19 protein-coding genes are annotated in these 21,198 nt (G+C 68.3%); 14 read left to right on the top strand and 5 right to left on the bottom strand.

The window, feature by feature from the left end; all coding sequences use genetic code 11:
* Positions 1 to 9 precede the first annotated feature (9 nt).
* The 6 genes from ACFCV3_RS20570 (at position 10) to ACFCV3_RS20545 (ending at position 6,044) form a co-directional block, all read left to right on the top strand.
* Complete coding sequence (locus ACFCV3_RS20570) at positions 10 to 1,590, top strand: lactate racemase domain-containing protein (RefSeq protein WP_376031997.1); 1,581 nt, start codon at positions 10 to 12, stop codon at positions 1,588 to 1,590.
* Positions 1,590 to 2,525 (top strand): lysophospholipid acyltransferase family protein, encoded by a 936-nt coding sequence (locus ACFCV3_RS20565; protein ID WP_376031995.1) that lies wholly within the window; start codon positions 1,590 to 1,592, stop codon positions 2,523 to 2,525. The genes ACFCV3_RS20570 and ACFCV3_RS20565 overlap by 1 nt, the downstream gene beginning before the upstream one ends.
* A gap of 161 nt (positions 2,526 to 2,686) precedes the next feature.
* Positions 2,687 to 3,448, top strand: coding sequence for an imidazole glycerol phosphate synthase subunit HisF (gene hisF / locus ACFCV3_RS20560; RefSeq protein ID WP_376031993.1), 762 nt, complete (start codon positions 2,687 to 2,689; stop codon positions 3,446 to 3,448).
* Positions 3,445 to 3,912, top strand: a complete 468-nt coding sequence (locus ACFCV3_RS20555) for a MarR family winged helix-turn-helix transcriptional regulator (protein ID WP_376031991.1) — start codon at positions 3,445 to 3,447, stop codon at positions 3,910 to 3,912. Before hisF ends, ACFCV3_RS20555 begins: the two co-directional genes overlap by 4 nt.
* A 78-nt stretch (positions 3,913 to 3,990) precedes the next feature.
* The gene (locus ACFCV3_RS20550; protein WP_376031989.1) at positions 3,991 to 4,500 is read left to right on the top strand and encodes a MarR family winged helix-turn-helix transcriptional regulator; all 510 of its coding nucleotides are present in this window, start codon (positions 3,991 to 3,993) and stop codon (positions 4,498 to 4,500) included.
* Positions 4,500 to 6,044, top strand: coding sequence for an MFS transporter (locus ACFCV3_RS20545; RefSeq protein WP_376031988.1), 1,545 nt, complete (start codon positions 4,500 to 4,502; stop codon positions 6,042 to 6,044). The genes ACFCV3_RS20550 and ACFCV3_RS20545 overlap by 1 nt, the downstream gene beginning before the upstream one ends.
* A gap of 1 nt (position 6,045) precedes the next feature.
* Here ACFCV3_RS20545 and ACFCV3_RS20540 read toward each other — a convergent pair whose 3' ends face one another.
* Both ACFCV3_RS20540 and ACFCV3_RS20535 read right to left on the bottom strand, forming a co-directional pair.
* A complete protein-coding gene (locus tag ACFCV3_RS20540) occupies positions 6,046 to 7,296 on the bottom strand; it encodes an MFS transporter (RefSeq protein ID WP_376031986.1) in 1,251 nt (416 codons plus the stop codon).
* Positions 7,293 to 7,880, bottom strand: coding sequence for an ArsR/SmtB family transcription factor (locus ACFCV3_RS20535; RefSeq protein ID WP_376031984.1), 588 nt, complete (start codon positions 7,878 to 7,880; stop codon positions 7,293 to 7,295). The genes ACFCV3_RS20540 and ACFCV3_RS20535 overlap by 4 nt, the downstream gene beginning before the upstream one ends.
* Before the next feature lie 101 nt (positions 7,881 to 7,981).
* Between ACFCV3_RS20535 and ACFCV3_RS20530 the strand changes: the two genes are divergently transcribed.
* Together ACFCV3_RS20530 and ACFCV3_RS20525 are read left to right on the top strand one after the other, a co-directional pair.
* The gene (locus ACFCV3_RS20530) at positions 7,982 to 8,482 is read left to right on the top strand and encodes an RNA polymerase sigma factor (RefSeq protein WP_376031983.1); all 501 of its coding nucleotides are present in this window, start codon (positions 7,982 to 7,984) and stop codon (positions 8,480 to 8,482) included.
* Positions 8,475 to 9,089: a hypothetical protein gene (locus ACFCV3_RS20525; protein ID WP_376031982.1), complete on the top strand. Its 615-nt coding sequence runs from the start codon at positions 8,475 to 8,477 to the stop codon at positions 9,087 to 9,089. Before ACFCV3_RS20530 ends, ACFCV3_RS20525 begins: the two co-directional genes overlap by 8 nt.
* A gap of 44 nt (positions 9,090 to 9,133) precedes the next feature.
* Here the strand turns inward: ACFCV3_RS20525 and ACFCV3_RS20520 are convergent, their stop codons facing one another.
* Positions 9,134 to 10,084, bottom strand: a complete 951-nt coding sequence (locus tag ACFCV3_RS20520; protein WP_376031980.1) for a GNAT family N-acetyltransferase — start codon at positions 10,082 to 10,084, stop codon at positions 9,134 to 9,136.
* Between the two features lie 40 nt (positions 10,085 to 10,124).
* Positions 10,125 to 11,702, bottom strand: coding sequence for a D-alanyl-D-alanine carboxypeptidase/D-alanyl-D-alanine-endopeptidase (gene dacB / locus ACFCV3_RS20515; protein ID WP_376031978.1), 1,578 nt, complete (start codon positions 11,700 to 11,702; stop codon positions 10,125 to 10,127).
* 117 nt (positions 11,703 to 11,819) lie between these two features.
* On the opposite strand from dacB, the gene ACFCV3_RS20510 reads away from it, so the two are divergent.
* From ACFCV3_RS20510 to ACFCV3_RS20495, 4 genes are all read left to right on the top strand, one after another.
* Complete coding sequence (locus ACFCV3_RS20510) at positions 11,820 to 13,157, top strand: family 43 glycosylhydrolase (RefSeq protein ID WP_376031976.1); 1,338 nt, start codon at positions 11,820 to 11,822, stop codon at positions 13,155 to 13,157.
* 159 nt (positions 13,158 to 13,316) lie between these two features.
* The gene (locus tag ACFCV3_RS20505; protein WP_376031974.1) at positions 13,317 to 15,431 is read left to right on the top strand and encodes an alkaline phosphatase family protein; all 2,115 of its coding nucleotides are present in this window, start codon (positions 13,317 to 13,319) and stop codon (positions 15,429 to 15,431) included.
* 3 nt (positions 15,432 to 15,434) lie between these two features.
* Complete coding sequence (locus ACFCV3_RS20500) at positions 15,435 to 16,199, top strand: MBL fold metallo-hydrolase (protein ID WP_376031972.1); 765 nt, start codon at positions 15,435 to 15,437, stop codon at positions 16,197 to 16,199.
* Positions 16,196 to 16,789: a DedA family protein gene (locus ACFCV3_RS20495; protein ID WP_376031970.1), complete on the top strand. Its 594-nt coding sequence runs from the start codon at positions 16,196 to 16,198 to the stop codon at positions 16,787 to 16,789. Before ACFCV3_RS20500 ends, ACFCV3_RS20495 begins: the two co-directional genes overlap by 4 nt.
* Here the strand turns inward: ACFCV3_RS20495 and ACFCV3_RS20490 are convergent.
* Positions 16,775 to 17,416 (bottom strand): TIGR03085 family metal-binding protein, encoded by a 642-nt coding sequence (locus ACFCV3_RS20490; RefSeq protein WP_376031968.1) that lies wholly within the window; start codon positions 17,414 to 17,416, stop codon positions 16,775 to 16,777. The genes ACFCV3_RS20495 and ACFCV3_RS20490 overlap by 15 nt on opposite strands.
* A gap of 100 nt (positions 17,417 to 17,516) precedes the next feature.
* Here ACFCV3_RS20490 and ACFCV3_RS20485 point away from each other — a divergent pair, with 100 nt between their 5' ends.
* Entirely contained in the window at positions 17,517 to 19,361 is a 1,845-nt protein-coding gene (locus ACFCV3_RS20485; protein WP_376031966.1) for an ABC transporter ATP-binding protein, read from the top strand.
* On the top strand, positions 19,358 to 21,154 hold the full coding sequence (locus ACFCV3_RS20480) for an ABC transporter ATP-binding protein (protein WP_376031964.1): 1,797 nt from the start codon (positions 19,358 to 19,360) through the stop codon (positions 21,152 to 21,154). Before ACFCV3_RS20485 ends, ACFCV3_RS20480 begins: the two co-directional genes overlap by 4 nt.
* The last annotated feature ends 44 nt before the right edge of the window (positions 21,155 to 21,198 follow it).

Raw genomic sequence — 21,198 nt, 5'->3', positions numbered from 1 at the left:
GTTTCTGACATGTCTCGGCCAGGATTCGTGCTTGAGGTGGACGACCGGACTCCGCCGCTGATCGTGCACAACGGTGAGGGTTTCCTGCTGGAGCGCTTCCCGCTCGGCACCCGGGTGGTCTACCCGCCGGAGGCACTGCCGGCAGTGCGCGACGTGGAGGAGGCGATCCAGAACGCGTTGCTGAACCCGATCGAGTCCGAGCCGCTGCCGGAGCTCCTGCACGCCGGGATGCGGCTGACGATCGCGTTCGACGACATCTCCCTGCCGCTGCCGCCGATGAAGAAGCCGGACATCCGGCAGCGCGTCATCGAGGCGGTGCTGGAGCTGGCCGCACAGGCCGGGGTCGACGACGTCGAGATCATCTCGGCCAACGCGCTGCACCGCCGGCTGACGCCGAACGAGCTGCGCGACATCGTCGGCGAGCGGGTCTTCCGGTCGTTCTTCCCCGAGGGCAAGCTCTACAACTTCGACGCCGAGGACCGCGACAACCTGACCCACCTGGGCCAGACCAAGCACGGCGAGGACGTCGAGATCTCCAAGCGGGCGGCCGAGTCCGACCTGCTGGTCTACGTGAACGTGAACCTGGTGGCGATGGACGGTGGCCACAAGTCCACCTCGATCGGGCTGGCGTCGTACAAGTCGCTCAAGCACCACCACAACAGCCACACGATGATCCACTCGCGGTCCTTCATGGACCACAAGGCCTCGAAGATGCACCACTCGGCCTGGCGGATGGGTGAGGTGCTGACCGAGCACGTCAAGGTCTTCCAGATCGAGACCACGCTGAACAACGACCTGTTCTCCGGCGGCCTCGGGTTCCTGCAGAAGCGCGAGTGGGAGTGGTCGCTCAAGGACCAGGCCTCGATGCTCGCGGCCAAGCGTGGCCTGGCGGCGGCACCGAACAAGCTGCGGCACAAGATCTACACCGACGTCCGGTCGCCGTACGGCCTGACCGGGATCAACGCCGGCAAGATCGAGCCGGTGCACGAGAAGACGATCGAGATGGTGCACCGCCAGCACATGGTCGAGGTGCAGGGCCAGGCCGACGTCGGCGTCATCGGCGTGCCGTACCTGAGCCCGTACAACGTGAACTCGGTGATGAACCCGATCCTCGCCGCGGTGATGGGGATGGGCTACCACTTCAACGCCTACCGGGGGAACCCGATCGTCCGCAAGGACGGCGCGCTGATCCTCTACCACCCGGTGCCGTACGAGTTCAGCCAGCTGCACCACCCGTCGTACGTCGACTTCTTCGAGGAGGTGCTGTCGGAGTCGACCGACCCGGCCACCATCGAGGCGAAGTTCGAGAAGCAGTACGCCGAGGACCCGTGGTACATCCACCTGTACCGGACGTCGTACGCGTACCACGGCGTGCACCCGTTCTACATGTGGTACTGGATCAGCCACGCGCTGGACCACTGCGGCGACATCGTCTGGGTCGGTGCGAACCGCAAGACCGTGGAGCGGATGGGCTTCCGGTCCGCCTCGACGCTGCAGGACGCGCTCGAGATGGTCAGCCACTCGGTCGGCCGGTCGCCCTCGATCACGTACCTGCACAACCCGCCGCACCTGATCGCGGATGTGCGCTGATGGGGAACAGCGTGGTGAAGTTCAGTCGCGACACCGTGCGGGACGTGAAGGTCGTCGCGCGCGGCTGGCGCTGGGGCCGGCGGCCGCAGGTACCGCGGTCGGCCGAGGCGTACGTCGTACCGAAGGAGACCTCGGTCTTCCCGACCCGCTGGGCCCGGACGCCGGCCGCGATCGCGATCCGCGACGTCCTCCAGAAGGGTCCGCTGAACGCGGTCCTCAACGTCAACGTCAAGCCGGAGGTCAGCGGGCTGGACTCGCTGCGCAAACTCGACGGCCCGGCGCTGATCGTGGCGAACCACTCGTCGCACCTGGACACGCCGCTCCTGCTGCTGTCCCTGCCGGACTCGATGCGTCGCCGTACGGCGATGGCAGCGGCCGCCGACTACTTCTTCGACACGTGGTGGCGGGCGGCCGGTTCGGCGATCGTGTTCAACACGTTCCCGATCGAGCGCCGCGGCGGCAAGCTCAGCGCAACCCCCGGCGACCTGCTCGCCGACGGCTGGAACGTCGTCGTCTTCCCCGAAGGCACCCGTTCCCCCGACGGCTGGCTGCAACGCTTCCGGATGGGCGCGGCCTACCTGGCCGTCGAGCACAACGTCCCGGTGATCCCGGTCGGCATCAAGGGCTCCTTCGCCGCCATGCCCCGCGGCCGCGGCTGGCCGGTCCCCGGCCGCCCGACGGTCGCCGTCCGCTACGGCGACCCGATCCGCCCCGCCGAAGGCGAGAGCCCCCGCGAGTTCGCCCCGAAGATCGCCGCCGCCGTCGCCGCCCTCCTCGACGAGGAATCGACCAACTGGTACGAGTCCCGCCGCCGAGTCGCCGCCGGCACCGCCCCCACCCAAACCGGCCCCGACCCCTCAGCCCACTGGCGCCGGGTCTGGGAATCCACCCGCCCCGTCAAAGCAGCCAACAGCCGCCGCAAAGCCTGGAAGTAGCCGCCCCCAACAGCGGGCGTGAACACTCCGCGGTGGGCTTGAACAGGTAATGCCTTGTTCAAGCCCACCGGTTCTTGTTCACACCCCCGGCAACTGGCCGGTCGGTCTCAGTCCGGCGGTTGATCGGCCGGGACTGAACAGCGGCCGGATATCCTTTGCGCGTGACTCTTGCTGTGCGTGTGATTCCCTGCCTGGATGTCGATGCCGGGCGGGTGGTCAAGGGTGTCAACTTCACCGGGCTGCGCGATGCCGGCGATCCGGTCGAGATGGCCAAGGTGTATGACGCGGAAGGGGCGGACGAGCTCACCTTTCTCGATATCACTGCTTCCTCGGGGTCGCGGGAGACGACGTACGAGGTGGTTGGGCGGACGGCGGAGCAGGTGTTCATTCCGCTGACTGTCGGCGGGGGAGTGCGGGAGGCGGCTGACGTCGACCGGCTGTTGCGGGCGGGGGCCGACAAGGTCGGGATCAATACCGGCGCGATTGCGCGGCCCGACGTGATCAAGGAGATCGCGCACCGGTTCGGTAATCAGGTGCTGGTGCTGTCTCTCGATGTACGGCGTTCGCCCGATCAGCCGAGTGGTTTCGAGGTGACCACGCATGGTGGCCGGCGGTCGGCCGGACTGGATGCGATCGAGTGGGCCCGGCGCGGATGTGAGCTGGGTGCGGGGGAGATCCTGCTGAACTCGATGGATGCGGACGGCACCAAGAAGGGGTTCGACCTGGAGCTCATCCGGGCGGTTCGCGCGGTGGTCGACGTACCGCTGATCGCCAGTGGGGGAGCGGGTGCGCCCGAGCACTTCCCGCCAGCGGTCGAGGCCGGGGCGGACGCCGTACTGGCCGCGAGTGTCTTCCACTTCGGTGACTTCCGGATCGCCGATGTGAAGAAGGCGCTGCGCGATGCCGGGATCGTGGTCCGATGACCTCACCTGACGTCGAGCAGACCAGCGAGCCGCTGGTGGCGAACATCGAGCAGCAGCTGTCGGCCTTGTTCCGGCGGGCGCGTTCGGCCTCGATGATGATGGCCCGCCGGGTGCACCCCGACATGGACGCGGCCGGGTATGCACTGATCTCGCAGATCGAGTTCATGGGCGGCGCCGGGGTCGGTGTCCGGGCCTCCGATGTCGCGCAGGCTCTCGGCCTCGACAAGTCGACCGTCAGCCGCGGCATCACCCAGCTGGAGACCCTCGGTCTGATCGAGCGCGTCGGCGACCCCGACGACGGCCGTGCCCGCCTCCTCAAGCTCACCGAGACCGGCGCCGAGCGCTTCAGCGCCCTGCGCGCCCAGCGCCAGCTCGAGTTCCGCGCCATCTTCAACCGCTGGAATCCCGAGGACCTCTCCGACCTCGGTCGCCTGCTCGGCCGCCTCAACGGCGACCTGAGCTGACCTCACGCTGGGTAGCCGAAGTCCAGCACTCCGCACATATGGTTGCAGAAGCCAACTAATAGTGTATATAGTTGAGTTATGCAACTAGCTCAGCATCCCCTCGTCCCGGGGGAAGAGCGGGACGCGTCGGCCCAGGAACTGCTCGAAGGGGTCAGTTCGCTGATCCGGGCCGTGCGCTGTATCGAGCACAAGCACCTGATGCCGGGGAACGGCGGTCTGCGCCGGTCCGACGCCAGTGTGCTGAAGGTCCTGATGCGTGACGGTGAGCAGCGCGGCGGGGAGATCGCCGCCAAGCTCGGCGTCGACGCGTCGGTCGTGAGCCGGCAGCTGACCACCCTCGAGGCCGACGGACTGGTGAGTCGTCGGCCTGACCCGGCCGACGCCCGGGTCGGGTTGGTCCGGGTGTCGGACGACGGCAAGGCCCGGCTGGCGGACCTGTACTCCGCCTACACCAAGCAACTGCGCTCCGCCTTGGCGGACTTCGACGACGACGCGGTCCGTGATGCTGCCAATGTGCTGCAGCGGCTCGCCCGGGCCGTGACCGAAGCTGCCGACTCCGTGAGGCGTTCGAACCCAACGGGAGACTGATGACTGTCCTGGAGACCCGGCGCCCCCTGCCCAGTGCGCCGGAACTCACCCACCGCGAGATCCTCGAGATCCTGATCGGCCTGCTGTCCGCGCTGTTCACGGCGATGCTCAGCTCGACGATCGTCAGCAACGCGCTGCCGACGATCATCGCCGACCTCGAGGGTTCCCAGACGCAGTACACGTGGGTGGTGACCGCGAGCCTGCTGGCCACCACCGTGTCGACCCCGATCTGGGGCAAGCTCGCCGACCTGATGAGCAAGAAACTGCTTGTACAGCTGGCGATCTCGCTGTTCGTGGTCGGGTCCGCACTGGCCGGTATGGCGCACAACGTGCCGTTCCTGATCGGTGCCCGGGCACTGCAAGGGCTGGCGATGGGTGGCCTGATGGCACTCGCCCAGGCGATCATCGGCGCGGCGATCCCGCCCCGGAACCGCGGCCGGTACTCCGGCTACATGGGTGCCGTGATGGCCGTCGCGACCGTGTCCGGCCCGCTCATCGGTGGCGTCATCGTCGACACCTCCTGGCTCGGCTGGCGCTGGTGTTTCTACGTCTGCGTTCCGCTGGCCGTGATCAGCCTGGTGATCCTGCAGAAGTACCTGCACCTTCCGCTGGTCAAGCGCAAGGTCGAGGTCGACTACCTCGGCGCGATCCTGATCAGCATCACGGCCAGCCTGCCGCTGCTGTGGGTCACCTTCGCCGGTCACGACTTCGGATGGATGTCCTGGCAGTCCGCGCTCTTCGTCGGCGGCACGCTCGTCTTCGGAGCGCTCGCCGTACTCGTCGAGAGCCGGGTCTCCGAACCGCTCGTCCCGCTGAAGGTCGTCCGCGAACGGACCACCGCGCTGGCCATCGTGGCCAGCCTCGCGGTCGGTGTCGCGATGTTCGGCAGCGCCCTGTTCCTCGGCCAGTACTTCCAGATCGCCCGCGGCTACAGCCCGACCGAGGCCGGTCTGCTCACCATCCCGATGATGCTCGGCTCGTTCCTCGGCTCGGTCGGCTCCGGCCAGATGATCACCCGCTTCGGCAAGTGGAAGCGGTACCTGATCGGCGGCGGCATCCTGCTGGTGATCGGCCTGGTCATCCTCGGCACCATCGACCACGAGACGCCGTACTGGTACGTCGGCCTCGGCATGCTCGCGATGGGCATCGGCATGGGCATGATGATGCAGAACCTGGTGCTCGCCGTACAGAACACTGTCGATGTCTCGCAGATCGGTGCGTCCAGTGCGACCGTCTCGTTCTTCCGCAGCCTCGGCGGTGCGGTCGGCGTCGCGGCCCTCGGCGCCGTACTGGCGGCTCGCGTCAAGGATCTGATCCTCGCCGGCCTGCCGGCGAGCGCTCGTGGACAGGCATCCGGAAGCGGTCAGAGCCTGCTCGACGTCAACCACCTCCCGCCGCAACTGGCGGAGCTGGTCCGGCACGCGTACGGCGACGCCACCGGCCGGATCTTCCTGATCGCCGCAGCCTGTGCGGCCGTCAGCCTGATCGCAGTCCTCTTCATCAAGGAAGTCCCGCTGCGCACGACCGTGGCCAAGGACGACTGATTCAGCTGGGTTGACGTTCTGGCGGCCGGAGGCTGTCGAGGCCACGGGTCTTCAGGATCGGTGAGCGGATCAGCCACAGTACGGCGAACAGGCCGCCGGTTGCGGAGACGAGGATGGTTTCGCGAACACCGATCCAGGTGCCGAGGAACCCGCCGACGACCGCACCGAGCGGCCGGACTCCGTAGTTGATGCTGCTGAACGCGCCGTACACGCGGCTGCGCAGCTGGTCGTCGACGACCGCGGCCTGGATCGCGTTCAGCGGGATGTCGAAGCACATCACTGCGAACGCCATCACGAACTCGGCGGCCGCGAGTGTGGCGGCGCGGGCCCAGAGCGGGCCGTCGGCGAGGACGGCGATCGCGATCCCGCCGGGGAAGACGATCGTGCCCGCGGCGACGACCGGACCCGCGCCGAAGACCCGGCTGAGGGGAGTGGCGGCGACCGCGCCGAGCAGGCCGCCGGCCGCGCCGATGCCGAACGCCAGGCCGATCGTGGCGGCCGGCAGGCCGAGCTCGCGGCTGGCGTAGAGGACGATCAGCGCCGACGACATCATCGTGAAGAAGTTGACGGTCGTCGCGCAGCCCAGGCTGCCCTTCAGATACGGGTGCGTGAGGACGTAGCGCATCCCCGAGCGCACCCGGGTCAGGAACGGCTCGGGTGCGTCGTCGGCCGGGCCGGGGTCGGCCTTCACCCGGCTGAGCTGAAAGGCCGAGAAGGCGAACGACGCCGCGTCCACGATCATCGCGATCGGCGCGGTCAGCCACTGCATCAGAGCCCCACCGATGGCCGGTCCGCCCATGAAGGACAGTGATCGGGTCGCGGAGAACTTGCTGTTGGCCTCGAGGTACTGCTCGCGGGCGACGAGCCGGACGAAGAACGTCGCGTACCCCGCGCTGAAGACGACATCGGCGAGTCCGGCGAGGATCGCGATCGTGTAGAGCTGACCGAGGCTGAGCAGATCCAGCCAGTACGCCACCGGCAGTGAGAGCAGCAGGACCGTCCGGGCCAGGTCGGCGGCGATCATCAACCGTCGCTTGTCCTGCCGCTGGTCGACCCACGAGCCGATGAAGAGACCGAGCAGGTTCGGTAACCAGACCGCTGCGGTCAGCAGACCGACCTGACTCGGCGAGGCGTTCAGCATCGTGACCGCGATCAGCGGCAGAGCGAGTTCGGTGATGCGGTCGCCGAACTCGGAGACGGTCTGCGCGGACCATGCGGTCCGGAATCTGCGGTCGCGCCAGAGGCTGGTCATTCTGTTGCTTCAGGCAAGGAAAAGCGCAGGAACCGGACCAGCTGGGCGCCGTCCGGAGCAGCGTCGTCGCCGGTCCGTCGTACGTAGGGCGCGAGGACTTGCTCCATCGCTTGCTGAATCGCCGTGGCCTCGTCGGCGGTGATGAGTACGCCCGTGTTCGAGACGCCACCGACGCGGGCCCACTCGGCGTCGAGGGTGGGTTCGATGTCGCGCTGCCAGTGCTGGGCGGTGGCGACGGCCTGAGTCAGCATCTGGCCGCTCAGCAGGCGAGCTGCCTCGGTGCCCTCGGGCGTGTCGGGCATCTCCAGGCGGAAGCCGCGAGCTGCGGCGCGCCACCAGCGTTGGCGTTTGTCCGTGCCGGTCGGGGGCGGGCCGTCGATCACGAGACCGAAGTTCGCGAGGTGCCGGAGGTGCCAGCTGGTCACCGAGGGGGAGGCGCCGACGTGCTCGGACAGCTGGGTCGCCGTCGCCGGTCCGTGCCGTTGGAGCCAGCTGAGCGCGGCGAGCCGGACGGGATGAGCCAGCGCCCGCATCGCCTGGGGGTCGGTGATCTCGAAATCGCCGTACGGATTTCTGAGAGACATGTTTCGAGAGTAACCTCTCAGATCTCCTCTCGACAAGTTCCAGATTTCGTGGAACCTGGTGGGGGTGTGGTGCGTGTTACCACCAACAGGGAGGAGGCCCGGTGGATCAGGTGCCTGATGTGGCCGTGCTGTACCGGCGGAGCTGGCCGCGGCTGATCGGCGTACTGGTGTCCATCGGGGGGTCGCGCGCTGATGCCGAAGAGGTGGCACAGGACGCTTATGTGAAGCTGCTGAGCCGGTGGGAGTCGATCAGTAAGTACGAGGACCCGGAGGCATGGGTCCGGTCGGTGGCGGTGCGGACGTTGATCAGCCGGCTTCGGCGGCAGCAGGTGGCGGCCAAGGCGCTGACCCGGCTGACCGGTCGCCGGGCCGAGGTGGTGGCGCCGCCGGATGCCGATTCGCTGGATGTGGCGGCCGCGCTGGCTGTGCTGCCACCTGCCCAGCGGGCGGTCGTCGTACTGCATCACGTCATGGATCTGCCGCTGGACCAGATCGCCGAGGAGCTGCAAGTGCCGGTGGGCACGGTGAAGTCCCGGCTGGCCCGGGCGCGGCAGGCGCTGCAACCGCTGCTGGAGGTCAAGGAGGTGCCTGAGAATGCATGAGTTGCTGAATCGCTACGTCGATGAGCAGACGCCCGAGGAGGCGCCACCGTTCGAGTACGTCGAGCGCGCCGCCCGCGGGCGGAAGACCCGGAACCGGGTGACGGTGGCGATGGTGACCGCGCTCTTCGTGGCGGGTGGCGCGGCGTTCGCTGTGGTCGACCGGCCCCGCGCTGACCAGGAGCCGGCCGGGCCGGAGACTGTGGTCACGGTCCCCGTGACCGAAGGGCTGTTGGACGACGGTCCGCCGCCGTCCGAGTTCAGGTACGGCCGGACGAGGATGCTGCTGGCCGGTGAGGCCCGGATCATCTCGGTGCGGACTGATCCGGAGCAGCCGACGGTCCTGGTCGTCGAGGTGCCGCAGGACATGACCTCGTCGTACTACTGCCTGCCCAACATGGTCGTCCGGATCCTCGACCAGGACGACAAGTCGGTCCGCCTCGCCGCGTACCGGTACCGGCTGGCGTCGGATCAGCCGGAGAACCAGCGCTGCAGTCCGCTGGCCACTTCGAGCGCAGGCAACCAGCTCGTCCAGCTCGACCTGCGCCGACCGGTCGGCATCCGGACCGTGTACGCCGGTGCTGCCGGGAAGCGCACCCTCCAGTACTGACGGCTAGCCGGGGCGGACCGCGACTGCCCCGGCCGGCCGTCCCCTCAGACCTCGACCGTGCAGCGCAGCGAGTCGATGACGAGTGACTCCGTCATGCCGACCGACAGGTACAGGCCCAGCGCGGGCGTCGGGTTGTTGGTGTCGACGTGCAGGAGGGTGCCGGTGCGCCCGGCCGCGGCGTCCAGGGCGAACTGGTCGCGGAGCAGGAACTTGGCCAGCCCCCGGCCGCGGGCCTCGTCGAGTACGCCCAGGCGGCCGATGTAGTTGCAGTTCATGTCCTCGACGAAGCTGTCGGTGCACTCGCGCATCGCGACGGCCTTACCGTCGATCTCGAGCAGCGTCATCCCGGACCAGTCGAAGGTCGACTGGGCCTCGTGGGACGCGTGCCACTCCTCGAACGAGCGCACCTCGAAGCCGTACTGCCCTGCGAACGACTCGCTCACCACGCGGTGGGCTGCACGCTGCGACTCCTCGTCCGGAGTACCACGCCGCACGACGACTCCGGCGGGCACCTCAGGCACGGGCACCGGCGGCTGGTGGTCGATGCGCATCCGGTGGAACGTCGTACCCCGGATGTAGCCGAAGGATTCGAGGCGCTCGCGGCGGGCTGTGTCGAGGCGGTAGACGCCGGTGTCGAGCTGCACGGAGCTCTGTCCGTGGGCGGCGCCCAGTTCGCGGCCGCGGCGGGTGATCTCACCCAGCAGGTAGGCCTCGACGACCGGGTCGCTGGTCACGGCGTCGATGTCGAGGACGTGGAACTCGCCCTTGCCGAAGACGGAGCCGTAGCCGACCAGACGGTCGCCGTCGAAGACCAGCCAGCCGTCCGTCTCCGGGTCGAATCCTGGTTCGGTGAGCTCGTCGACGGCGTCGTCGAGGGTGTAGTCGGGGAAACCGATCACAGCTTGGGTGTAGTCGCGGACCAGCTCGTAGACGGCTCTCGCGTCGTCCTTGGTCGGCGGTCGCACGGTGAAGGTGTCTGGCAGTACGGCGCTCATGTCCACAGCGTGGAGAACGAGCGCCGTACTGTCGACTGGTTTAGCAGGCGGCCTTGACCCACTCCGACTCACACACCGGCTGGGTGCTGCGACGGTTCTCCGGTACGACGGCCGCGGCCGGGGGAGCCTGGTCACTCCAGGAGGCGAGCAGCACACCCACGGCGTCTTCCACGGGGCGCGGCGTGGTCAGGTAGTTGTTGCTGATCATCGAGAAGACCAGCTTGCGGCCGTCCTTGGTGGTCACGTAGCCGGACAATGCGGTCGCGCCGGTCAGTGTGCCGGTCTTGGCGTGCAGGTTGTTCGCGGCCGGGGTATTGCGCATTCGGGAAGCCAATGTGCCCCCGGTGAACCGGTCCGGGTTGCCCGCGATGGGCAGCGCGGCGTACCACTGCTGGAACCACGGCTCCTGCTGTACGGCGAGCAGCAGCGTGGTGATCGCGTTCGAGGTGAGGTTCACCTTGCGGGCCAGGCCGGAGCCGTCGTTGATCCGGATGGTGCTGGTGTCGACGCCCTTGGACTTCGCGTAGTCGGTGACGACGGCCAGACCGGCCGGCCAGGTGCCCTGTCCCTTGACGGCCGCGCCCATGGCCTTCACCAGGTGCTCGGCGTGCATGTTGTTCGACAGCTTCATGAACGGCGTCATCAGCTCGCCCACGGTCATCGACTCGTCCTTGGCCAGCACAGCGGCACCGGTCGGAGTGGTGGCGTCCTTGGTGCGGCCGAGCACCCTGATGCCCTCGGCGGCGAGTGCCCGGCGGAACACATCGGCGGCGTACAGCTGTGGCTCCCAGACCGTCACCCACTTGGTGGACTTGGCGGCGCCCAGCGGGAACGAGCCGCGGACGCGGACCGTGTTGGTGCCGTGCTCACGCTCGACGACCAGGGTGCTCGCGGAGCCGGTCGCGCCGGTGGTGGCGGTGTTGACGATCTTCAGTACGCCGTTGGCCGGGACCATGGTCAGTTTCGCCGGGTCACCGGCTGCGGCTCCGGGCAGGGTCTCGACGATCGCCGTACCGGAGTCGTAGTCGGTGTTCGGTGCCAGCGTCAGTGCGGAGATCTGTGCGGAGTAGTACGACGACTCGTCGTCGCCGGCCCAGCCGTCACCGAGCCGGACGCGGTCGAAGTAGGAGTCGTCGGCGACCAGGTTGCCATCCACGCGCTGCACGCCGGCTGCCTTGAGCTGCTTGGCCAGCGCGACGTAGTCCGCCTGCAGCGTGGTCGGGTCGCCGTACCCCTTGAGGTAGAGGTCGCCGCGAACCTTGCCGTCCTTGACCGGACTGGTCGCCAGCACATCGGTGTGGAACTTGTACGCCGGGCCGAGCACGCCCAGCGCAGCGGCCGACGTGAACAGCTTGGTGTTCGACGCCGGCATCAGGCGGTTGCCGCCGTTGCGGTTGTAGAGCGTGTCGCCGGTGGCGGCGTCCCGGACCACCAGGTCGACCTGTGAGCCGGTGAAGGCGCTGTTTGTGAGCAGCTGGTCGAGCTGGGTCTGCAGTGGCGTCTCGTCAGCCGAGGCGGTCGACCCGACCGACTGCGAAACCACTGCACCCGCGACTACTGCGAGTACGGCGGCAGCTGCGATCAGCTTGCGCCTTGAAACCCACGATGAATACCTCACGCCACGCTCCCTTGCCAGGCAGAATCCGACTAGGTGAGTCTCCACCAATGCGGGGTCTCGCGCACCAGGTGAATCGATGTAAAAATCAGACCTCCGCCCCCACTCCAAGGAGTGCAGATGCTTCGACGACTACTCGCGGCCACGGTCACTGTTGCCGCTGTCGGTTTCTCCGCTGTCCAAGCCGCTCCTACACAGGCAGCTTCCACTCAGACCCAGGCCGTTGTTCCGCAGGCCGGCGGTGCGGTGTTCCCGTCCGACGTCGTCACGCGGGACTTCCCCGATCCGGACGTGTTCGAGCAGGACGGCACCTGGTACGCCTACTCGACCAACAACGACCTGGGGCACGTCCCGGTGGCAACCGCCGCCAGCGCCGACGGACCGTGGACGACCCGCGGTGACGCGATGCCCGCCGGCCCGTCGGCCGCCTGGGCCAAGCCCGGCCGCACCTGGGCGCCGGACGTGTACCCGAACTCCGACGGCACCTACACACTCACCTACACCGCCTGGCACAAGGTGTCCGGCCGGCAGTGCATCGGAGTGGCGACCGCCACCTCGCCGCGTGGCCCGTTCACCTCGGTCGGTACCGAACCGCTGATCTGCCCGCTCGACCTCGGCGGTGCCATCGACGCCAACACCTTCGTGGACACCGACGGGACCCGCTACCTGGTCTGGAAGAACGACGGCAACGCGATCAGCAAGCCGTCGACCCTGTGGCTGACCAAGACGACCGACAACGGCCAGACGCTGGTCGGAGACAACGCTGCGCTGCTGAGCTCGAACGGGATCGCCGAGGCGCCGGACCTCGTCCAGCGCGGCAGCAGGTACCTGCTGTTCTTCTCGACGAACGGCTACAGCGACTGCAACTACCAGACGACGTACGCGACGGCGATCACGCTGACTGGCCCGTGGACTGTCCAGCAGCGCCCGCTGCTGACGACCGACAGTTTCGACGGCAACGTCTGCGGCCCGGGTGGCGCCGACGTCGTCGGTGACAAGGTCTTCCTGCACGGCTGGGTGAACGGCTCGCGGCACATGTACGTCGGAGATGTCGGCTGGGCGAATGACTGGCCGGTGGTCCGCGGCAGCCGGGTCCGGACCGAGGCCGAGAGCGGTCAGCTGAACCGCTGTCTGCTGCGGGAGAACTCTGCGGGCGCATCGGGTGGTAGGGCGGTCGGCTACATCGACTTCGCCGACTCCTGGGTCGAGAACCGGGTCTTCGCCCCGGTCGCCGGTGGCTACACGCTGCACGTCGGGTACGCGAACGGCTCGCAGGGCACTGCCAGCCACACGCTGTCGATCAATGGCACCAGCCAGGGCTCGGTCAGCTACCCGTTCACCGGCTGGAACCAGTGGCGACAGTCCTCGGTCCCGGTGACGCTGCGGGCCGGCTGGAACACGGTCCGGCTCGGCAAGGGCACGCTCTACACCGAGGTGGATTACCTCGAACTGCAGTAGCCGTCCAGTTGCCGGGTCAGGGACCTACCGGGTGCGACCCCGGCCCTGACCCGGGAACAGCCCGTCCGGTGCGTGGCGCGGTGGTACCGCACCGGACCTCTGCTCGTACGCTCGGTACTGCAGCACAGCAGACAGGCGGACGGGGAGTACAGGCACGAGATGGCGAAACCACCGGAACAGGTCTCCGGCGATCGGCGCGGACGCAGGCCGATCTGGCTGGACTGGCGGCGTACCGGCCGCGGCCTGCAGGCGATGCTGGTCGGCGGGCTGCTGTCCCTGATCTCCCTGATCATCACGTTCTGGACGCTGCCCCAGATCAGCAGCGACGGCCGGATGCCGATCCTGCGGCTCGTGGTGCTGCTGGCGGTCTTCAGCGTGCTGATGCGCTGGGTGCTGGCCGGAGTCGCGGTCCTGATCGGCTCGATCGGCGTACTGGTCGGTGGCCTGCTGTCCCAGTTCGGAGTGGTCTACCTCGGCATCACCGTCGACCAAGGGGTGAACCTGCACGGTGGACCCGAGGCGGTGCTGGTGGTGTCGATCGTGATGTCGTCGGTCAGCGCCTTCGTCGGCTGGATCGCCTACGCCGGCAGTGATGACGCCTACGTCGCCGAGGTGATGCGCGTGGTGCACCGCCGGGCCCGCAAGATCACCGCGGCACCCAAGACCGGGATGCTGATCATCCAGATCGACGGTCTGTCCGCGCCGCTGCTCAACTGGATGGTGATGTCCGGCAACCTGCCGCACCTGGGTGGCTGGATCCGCGACGGCAAGCACTCGATGGTGGAGTGGCACACCGGCGTACCGGCGACGACTCCGGCCAGTCAGGCCGGCATCCTGCACGGCGGCTCCGGCCAGATCCCCGCGTTCCGGTGGTACGAGAAAGAGACCGGCCGGGTGATGGTGACGAACCGCGGCCGGGACGCTGCCGAGATCGAGGCCCGGATGTCGACCGGTCGCGGACTGCTCGCCGACGGTGGCGTCAGCATCAGCAACAACTGGTCCGGGGACGCCGAACACTGCGAGCTGGTCTTCAGCCGGGCCGCGCTGCCGAACAGCAACAGCCGTGGGTACGTCCGGTTCTTCTCCAGTCCCCAGGGTGCTGCCCGCGGGCTGGTGCTGTGCATGGCCGAGATGGTGAAAGAGCTGTTCCAGGCCCGCAGGCAGCGTCGGCGCAACCTGGTGCCACGGGTGAACCGTGGCGGCAGCTACATCTTCCTGCGGGCGATCAGCAACGTGCTGCTGCGCGATCTGAACGTTTCGCTGATCACCGACGAGCTGGTGAAGGGCACACCGGTCATCTACTGCGACTTCGTCGACTACGACGAGGTGGCGCACCACGCCGGACCGACCCGGCCGGAGTCCCTGCAGACCCTGGAGGGTCTGGACCGGGTGCTCGGTGCGCTGCAGCGGATCATCGACATCCTGCCGCACTCGTACGAGATCGTGGTGCTGTCCGACCACGGCCAGAGCCAGGGCTCGACGTTCCTGCAGCGGTACGGGCGGACGCTGACCGAGGTGGTCGACGAACTGGTCGACACGACCAGTGAGCCGGTCGCTGCGGTCGGGACGGCCGAGGGCTGGGGACCGGTGAACGCGTTCCTGACCGAGCTGTCGCTGCGCCGCAGTGTGGCTGGTTCGGTGACCCGGAAGGCGCTGCATGCCAAGGCCGCCCGTGGCGAGGTCGAGCTCGGGCCGAAGGACTGTGAGCCGCCGGTCGGTGCCGACGAGCAGATGCTGGTCACGGCCTCGGGCAACCTCGCCCTGATCTACCTGGCGACCACGCCGGGGCGGGTGCCGCTTGAGGAGCTCGAGCTGCTTCACCCCAAGCTGATTCCGGGACTGGCAACGCACCCGGGGATCGGGTTCGTCGTGGTCGATTCACTCGCCGAAGGACCGGTCGCGATCGGCCGGGCCGGCGTTCGGGTGCTCAAGACCGGCCGGATCGAGGGCGAGGATCCGCTGGCGCCGTACGGGCCGTTCGCACCGCAGTCGATCCTGCGACAAGCAGAGCTGCCGCACAACGGTGACGTCGTGGTGGTCAGCCGGCTCGACGAGTACACGCGCGAGGTCGCCGCGTTCGAGGAGCTCGTGGGCTGCCATGGCGGTATCGGCGGTTGGCAGACCGAGGCCGTGTTGGTGCACCCGACCCGCTGGGAGCTCAAGGAGCCTCCCGTAGGCTCCGATGCGGTCCACACGCTGCTGATCAGCTGGCTCGAGAAGCTCGGGCAGCGCAAGGACGTCCAGGACCCGGTCGAGACGAAAGTAGAGGCCTGAAGCGTGCGGATCACCTGGTGGGGGCATGCGACCACCACCATCGAGGCGGACGGCACCCGGCTGCTGACCGACCCGGTACTGACCTCGCGCATCGCCCATCTCCGTCGCCGCCGTGGACCTGCACCGACCCCTGAGGCCGGTCAGTGCGACGCAGTGCTCGTCTCACATATGCACGCCGACCACCTGCACCTCACTTCGCTGCCGCTGATCGCTCCGGACGCAGCACTCGTCGTACCGCGCGGTGCGGCCCGGCTGATCCACCATGACTACGGTGCGGTCTACTCGGATCGCTGTATCGAGGTGGCGCCGGGGCATCAGATCAGGATCGGCTCACTCGACATCACCGTGATCACCGCGCACCACGACGGCCGGCGGCTGCCGTGGTCGTCGTACAACGGTCCTGCAGTGGGCTACCGCGTGGACAGCGCCCCGAGCGTTTGGTTCGCCGGGGACACCGACCTGTACGACGATCTGGCGGCCGAGGCGGGTCCTGTCGATGTAGCGCTGGTCCCGGTCGGAGGATGGGGACCGTCACTCGGTCCTGGGCACCTGAACCCGGTGCGGGCCGCTGAGGCCGTTCAGCGCGTTGGCGCGAGCGTGGCGATCCCAGTGCACTTCGGGACGTTCTGGCCGATCGGCTTCGACCGGGTGCGGCCTGAGTTGTTCCTAGCACCGGGGGATCAGTTCCGCGCCGCCATGGCCGAGCTGGACCCTGCGGTGCAGGTGACCGTGTTGGTGCCAGGAGAGTCGACCGAGGTGGCCGGATGACAGGTGATGCGAACTTCGACCTCTGGTACCTGTTTGCCCTCGCTGGTGCCGTGCTGATCGGCGCTGTGCTTCCGGTGCTCCCGACCGGTGCTGCGGTCTCGGCGGGCGCCGTACTGGCGTCACACAGCAGCCCGATCGGACTGGTCGGAGTGCTCATCGCTGGTGCCGCAGGTGCGTATATCGGCGACCTCATCGTGTACGCCGGGTGCCGGTTCGGCGGTGAGAAGCTGGCGAAGCGAATCGGGTGGTTGCGCGACAACGAGAAACTCGACGCGCTTCGGGACCGCCTGTCCGAGCACGAGATCGGCGTACTGCTCACCTCGCGACTGATCCCTGGCGGGCGAGTCCCGGTGCTGCTGGCGGCTGGGCTGGCCGGCTACCGCTGGGAGCGGTTCGCCGTGGTCGATCTGGCCGCGTCGTCATTGTGGGCCGCGGTGTACATGGCCATCGGACTGCTCGGCTACGCACTGTTCCCCGAGCCGTGGCAAGGCGTGGTGGCCGCGATCGTGCTGGTGCTGCTGACCACGGTGGTCAGCAGCCTGGTCCAGAAGGCGCGCCAGAAGCGCAGTGCCGCGTCAGATACCGAATGAGGTGCTCTTCAGCTCCTCGATGACCGCTGGGTCGCCCTCGAGCTGAACGTCGGCGACCTGCTGCCGCCCGAAGCAGAAGAGCGTCAGCTCGACCGGCTCACCGATGACAGTGACCGAGCGTCCGTTGGTGGGCTGCTTCGCGACCGTCGAACGGCCGTCGGGGAGCTGCAGCACGATGCCGGTGGTCGCCTTGCGCGTCATCGTGCGCCCCGCCACCTTGAGGCCCTTCCACAGACCCGCCTGCTGCTCAGCCGGCAGCGTGCGCACGGTGAACGACGGCTGGGCGCGGCGGACGTCCTCGTGGTGCACCAGGTACTCGGTGGTGTTCAGCTGGTGCCCGATCAGCGGCAGCCCGTAGATCGAGGCACGCGGCGGGCCGTTGCGGACCTTGTCGACCACCCCGGTGAAGCCGTACTTCGCCTTCGCCCGCTCCATCCGCTTCTCGGTGGTGTCGGCGAAGGCGGAGATCATGATCCCCGGCCCGGCCATCGGGTCGGACTCCCGGACGTACAGGTGCACGGCCAGGTCGTAGGTCGTCCAGTCGCCGCAGAGCGTCGGCTGGTCGGGGCCTAGCTGGTCGAAGAGGTCACACAGTGCAAGTCGCTCTACCCGGCTGTAGTCGGTCACATTCTCGATCGTAGTTGTCGGCGGGGAATGGCAGAATGTCAATCGTTGTCATGATTGTGACTGCTGTTCGCACCTGACTGTCCTGGAGTGTCTCTTGCCCGTGCCGAAAGTCCCTGACAAAGGGAGCGCGACCCGGCGTGGGTTCGCGGTCCTGCGGGTCGCCATCTGGGAGGAGCCGTGGGTCTTCGCGCTCTCGGTGGCCGCCAGCATGCTGTACGGCGCGATGACGGTGGCCGACGGCTGGGCGCTGGGCTGGGCCACCGACCACGTGATCCGGCCGGCCCTCGAGCGCGGTGACACCACCTTCGGTGCGCTGGCCGCGCTCGTCTCGCTCTTCCTCGGGATCGCGATCCTGCGCGCCATCGGTGTGGTCGGACGACGCGTCGGGGCCGGCGTGATGCAGTTCCGGCTCCAGGCGACGTACCGGCGCCGGGTCACCCGGCAGTACCAGAAGCTGCCGCTGGACTGGCACCACCGGCACCCGACCGGTCAGCTGCTGTCCAATGCGAACGCGGATGTCGAGTCGATCTGGTTCGTGATCGCACCACTGCCGATGGCGATCGGTGTGATCGCGATGCTGGCCTTCGCGACCGTCGCGATGTTCATGGCCGATGTCTGGCTCGCACTGGTCGGCTGTCTGGTCTTCCCGCTGGTCTTCGTGGCCAACGTGATCTTCCAGCGCGTCCTGCAGCCGCTGGCCACACGGGCGCAGCAGCTGCGGGCAGACGTCTCCGAGGTCGCGCACGAGTCGTTCGACGGTGCACTGGTGGTCAAGACGCTCGGCCGCGAGTCTGCGGAGACCGAGCGCTTCCGGGCGCCGACGTACGCGCTGCGTGACGCGAACATCGCGGTGAACAAGGCCCGCGGCATGTTCGACCCCGTGATCGACGCACTGCCCCGCATCGGCGTGCTGATCGTGCTGCTGGTCGGTGTCGGCCGGGTGCGCTCGGGCGCGGCGGATGCGGGTGACGTGGTGCAGGTCGCGTTCCTCTTCACGCTGATCGGGTTCCCGATCCGGGCGCTGGGCTGGGTGCTCGGTGAGCTGCCGCGGTCCGTGGTCGGTTGGGACCGGGTGCAGCGCGTGCTCACCGCCGAGGGCGGCATGGAGTACGGCGAGGGCCGGCTGACGTCGAAGACCGCGGCCCGGCTGGATGTGTCCGGACTGCGGTTCGGGTACCTGCCGGATCGCGACGTACTGCGCGGCATGGAGTTCACCGTCGAGCCCGGCCGGACGGTCGCGGTGGTGGGACCGACCGGCGCGGGGAAGTCGACCATGACGACACTGCTGACCAGACTGGTCGATCCCGAGGAGGGCTCGGTCAAGGTCGACGGCACGGACCTGCGGGAACTGGCCCAGGGCGAGCTGGCGGAGTCCGTGGCGCTGGTGGCGCAGACGGCGTTCCTGTTCGACGACAGTATCCGCGGCAACATCACCCTGGGCGGTGACTACACCGACGAGGACATCTGGGACGCACTGCGGATCGCGCAGGGCGACGGCTTCGTGAAGACGCTTCCGAACGGGCTGGACACCAAGGTGGGCGAGCGCGGGACGACGCTGTCCGGTGGGCAGCGGCAGCGCATCGCACTGGCCCGAGCCCTGGTACGGCGGCCGCGCCTGCTGATCCTGGATGACGCAACCAGTGCTGTGGACCCGCAGGTCGAGGCGCGGATCCTGGCCGGACTGCGGTCCGTGGTGCAGGAGGACGCGAGCGCCGCGACGACTGTCCTGGTGATCGCGTACCGCAAGGCGACCATCTCGCTCGCCGACGAGGTGCTGTTCCTCGACGAGGGACGCATCACGGCTCAGGGCACCCACACCGAGCTGCAGCAGACCTCAGCGGCGTACCGGGAGCTGGTGGACGCCTACGAGAAGGACGCCGAGCGCAGGCTGGAAGAGGCCGAGCTGGACGAAGAGCTGGACGACCTGGACGGAGTGAAGGCATGAGCGCGGCAGAGGCGACTCGGATGGACCAAGGCGATGACGCCGGTGGTCTGGAGACGCTGAAGCAGGGGCTGCGGATCTCACCGGAGCTCGCGCAGGGCTGGTGGGTCACTGCGCTGCTCGCGCTGACCATGACGGCCGGGCGGATCGTCATCCCGATCGCTGTCCAGCAGACCATCGACAAGGGTCTGTCCGGTCCCGGTGGGCCGGACATGTCGTTCGTGGCGTGGATGGTCGTCGTCTGCGCGGTCGGGGTGGCGGTGACCGCCGTGGCGTCGTACCTGACGACTGTGCGGCTCGCGGTCAACTCCGAGCGCGGACTGGCCACCATGCGGATCAAGGCGTTCCGGCACGTGCACGACCTGCCGGTGCTGACGCAGAGCACCGAGCGGCGGGGTGCACTGGTCAGCCGGGTCACGTCGGACGTGGACACGGTCTCGCAGTTCCTGCAGTTCGGCGGGTTCATCTTCCTGGTCAGCCTCGGCCAGATGCTGCTGGCGACCGTGGTGATGTTCTTCTACTCGTGGCAGCTGGCCCTGGTGGTGCTCATCTGCTTCATCCCGCTCTTCGCATCGCTGCGGGCCTTGCAGAAGCGGATGTCGGCCGCGTACGGCGTGGTGCGGGCCAAGGTCGGCGAGATGCTGTCCGCGGTTGCCGAGCCGGTCGTCGGTGCGCAGGTGGTGCGCGCGTATGCGATCGAGCGGCGGACCCAGGCCCGGATCGACTCGACGGTCGACGACTACCGCCGTACGGCGACCAGTGCGCAGACGCTCACCGGGATCACCTTCTCGATCGGTGGTCTGGCGGCCGGCCTGGCGAACGCAGGGGTCCTGACGGCCGGCGTGCTGCTCGGGGTGGACGGTCAGGCGACGCTGGGCGAGATTCTCGCGTTCATGTTCCTGGTTGCGCTGTTCTCCGACCCGGTGCAGATCGCCACCCAGGTGCTGACCGATGCGCAGAGCGCCTTCGCCGGCTGGCGGCGGGTGCTCGGTGTCATCAACACTCCGGCCGACGTGGTCGACCCGGGCGAGGCCGGCGTGAAGCAGACGCGCGGACCGATCACGGTCGAGTTCGTGGACGTGGACTTCGCCTACCCCGAAGGCGAGCTGGTACTGCGCGATGTCGACGTCCGGCTGGAGCCGCATCGGCGGGTCGCGGTCGTGGGGGAGACCGGATCCGGCAAGACGACGTTCGCGAAGCTGCTCACCCGGTTGATGGACCCGACCTCGGGTGCCGTACTACTGGACGGGGTGGATGCGCGGGAGATCTCGTTCGAGTCGCTGCGGGAGCGGGTCGTGATGGTGCCGCAGGACGGCTACCTGTTCGACGCATCGCTGGCCGAGAACGTGCGCTTCGGCCGGCCTGACGTGACGGACGCCCAGCTGCTGGCCGCCTTCGAGTCACTCGGCCTCACCGACTGGCTGGAGTCGCTACCGGACGGGCTTCAGTCGTCGGTCGGTCAGCGTGGTGAGTCCCTGTCCGCCGGAGAGCGTCAGCTGGTCGCACTGGTCCGGGCGAACATCGCCGACCCTGACCTGCTCGTTCTTGACGAGGCGACGTCAGCGGTCGACCCCGGCACCGAGGTCCGCGTCAACGCGGCGCTGGAGCGGCTGATGACCGGCCGTACGTCGGTCACCATCGCGCACCGCCTGTCCACCGCCGAGGCGGCCGACGAGGTGCTCGTGTTCGACAACGGCGAGGTCGTCGAACGCGGACCGCACGCAGAGCTCGTCACAGCAGGCGGCGTCTACTCACGCCTGCACGAGAGCTGGATAGCTCAACGGAGTGCCCTCTAAAGACACCCCAGGGCGCGGCCGGTCCCTGGGAGGGTCGAACCAGC

This window comes from Kribbella sp. NPDC056345, assembly GCF_042262745.1.
GTDB lineage: Bacteria > Actinomycetota > Actinomycetes > Propionibacteriales > Kribbellaceae > Kribbella.
The sequence above is the reverse complement of the archived record's forward strand: the minus strand, read 5'-3'. Positions and strand labels throughout refer to the sequence as shown.

What these genes read in the sequence shown, in the direction of transcription:
- ACFCV3_RS20520 (WP_376031980.1), bottom strand. Translation starts at nt 10,084, where the DNA reads ATGAGCGCCGTACTGCCAGACACCTTCACCGTGCGACCGCCGACCAAG.
- ACFCV3_RS20540 (WP_376031986.1), bottom strand. Translation starts at nt 7,296, where the DNA reads ATGACCAGCCTCTGGCGCGACCGCAGATTCCGGACCGCATGGTCCGCG.
- ACFCV3_RS20545 (WP_376031988.1), top strand. Translation starts at nt 4,500, where the DNA reads ATGACTGTCCTGGAGACCCGGCGCCCCCTGCCCAGTGCGCCGGAACTC.
- ACFCV3_RS20525 (WP_376031982.1), top strand. Translation starts at nt 8,475, where the DNA reads ATGCATGAGTTGCTGAATCGCTACGTCGATGAGCAGACGCCCGAGGAG.
- ACFCV3_RS20535 (WP_376031984.1), bottom strand. Translation starts at nt 7,880, where the DNA reads ATGTCTCTCAGAAATCCGTACGGCGATTTCGAGATCACCGACCCCCAG.
- ACFCV3_RS20565 (WP_376031995.1), top strand. Translation starts at nt 1,590, where the DNA reads ATGGGGAACAGCGTGGTGAAGTTCAGTCGCGACACCGTGCGGGACGTG.
- ACFCV3_RS20550 (WP_376031989.1), top strand. Translation starts at nt 3,991, where the DNA reads ATGCAACTAGCTCAGCATCCCCTCGTCCCGGGGGAAGAGCGGGACGCG.
- ACFCV3_RS20510 (WP_376031976.1), top strand. Translation starts at nt 11,820, where the DNA reads ATGCTTCGACGACTACTCGCGGCCACGGTCACTGTTGCCGCTGTCGGT.
- ACFCV3_RS20570 (WP_376031997.1), top strand. Translation starts at nt 10, where the DNA reads ATGTCTCGGCCAGGATTCGTGCTTGAGGTGGACGACCGGACTCCGCCG.
- ACFCV3_RS20480 (WP_376031964.1), top strand. Translation starts at nt 19,358, where the DNA reads ATGAGCGCGGCAGAGGCGACTCGGATGGACCAAGGCGATGACGCCGGT.
- ACFCV3_RS20495 (WP_376031970.1), top strand. Translation starts at nt 16,196, where the DNA reads ATGACAGGTGATGCGAACTTCGACCTCTGGTACCTGTTTGCCCTCGCT.
- ACFCV3_RS20555 (WP_376031991.1), top strand. Translation starts at nt 3,445, where the DNA reads ATGACCTCACCTGACGTCGAGCAGACCAGCGAGCCGCTGGTGGCGAAC.
- ACFCV3_RS20505 (WP_376031974.1), top strand. Translation starts at nt 13,317, where the DNA reads ATGGCGAAACCACCGGAACAGGTCTCCGGCGATCGGCGCGGACGCAGG.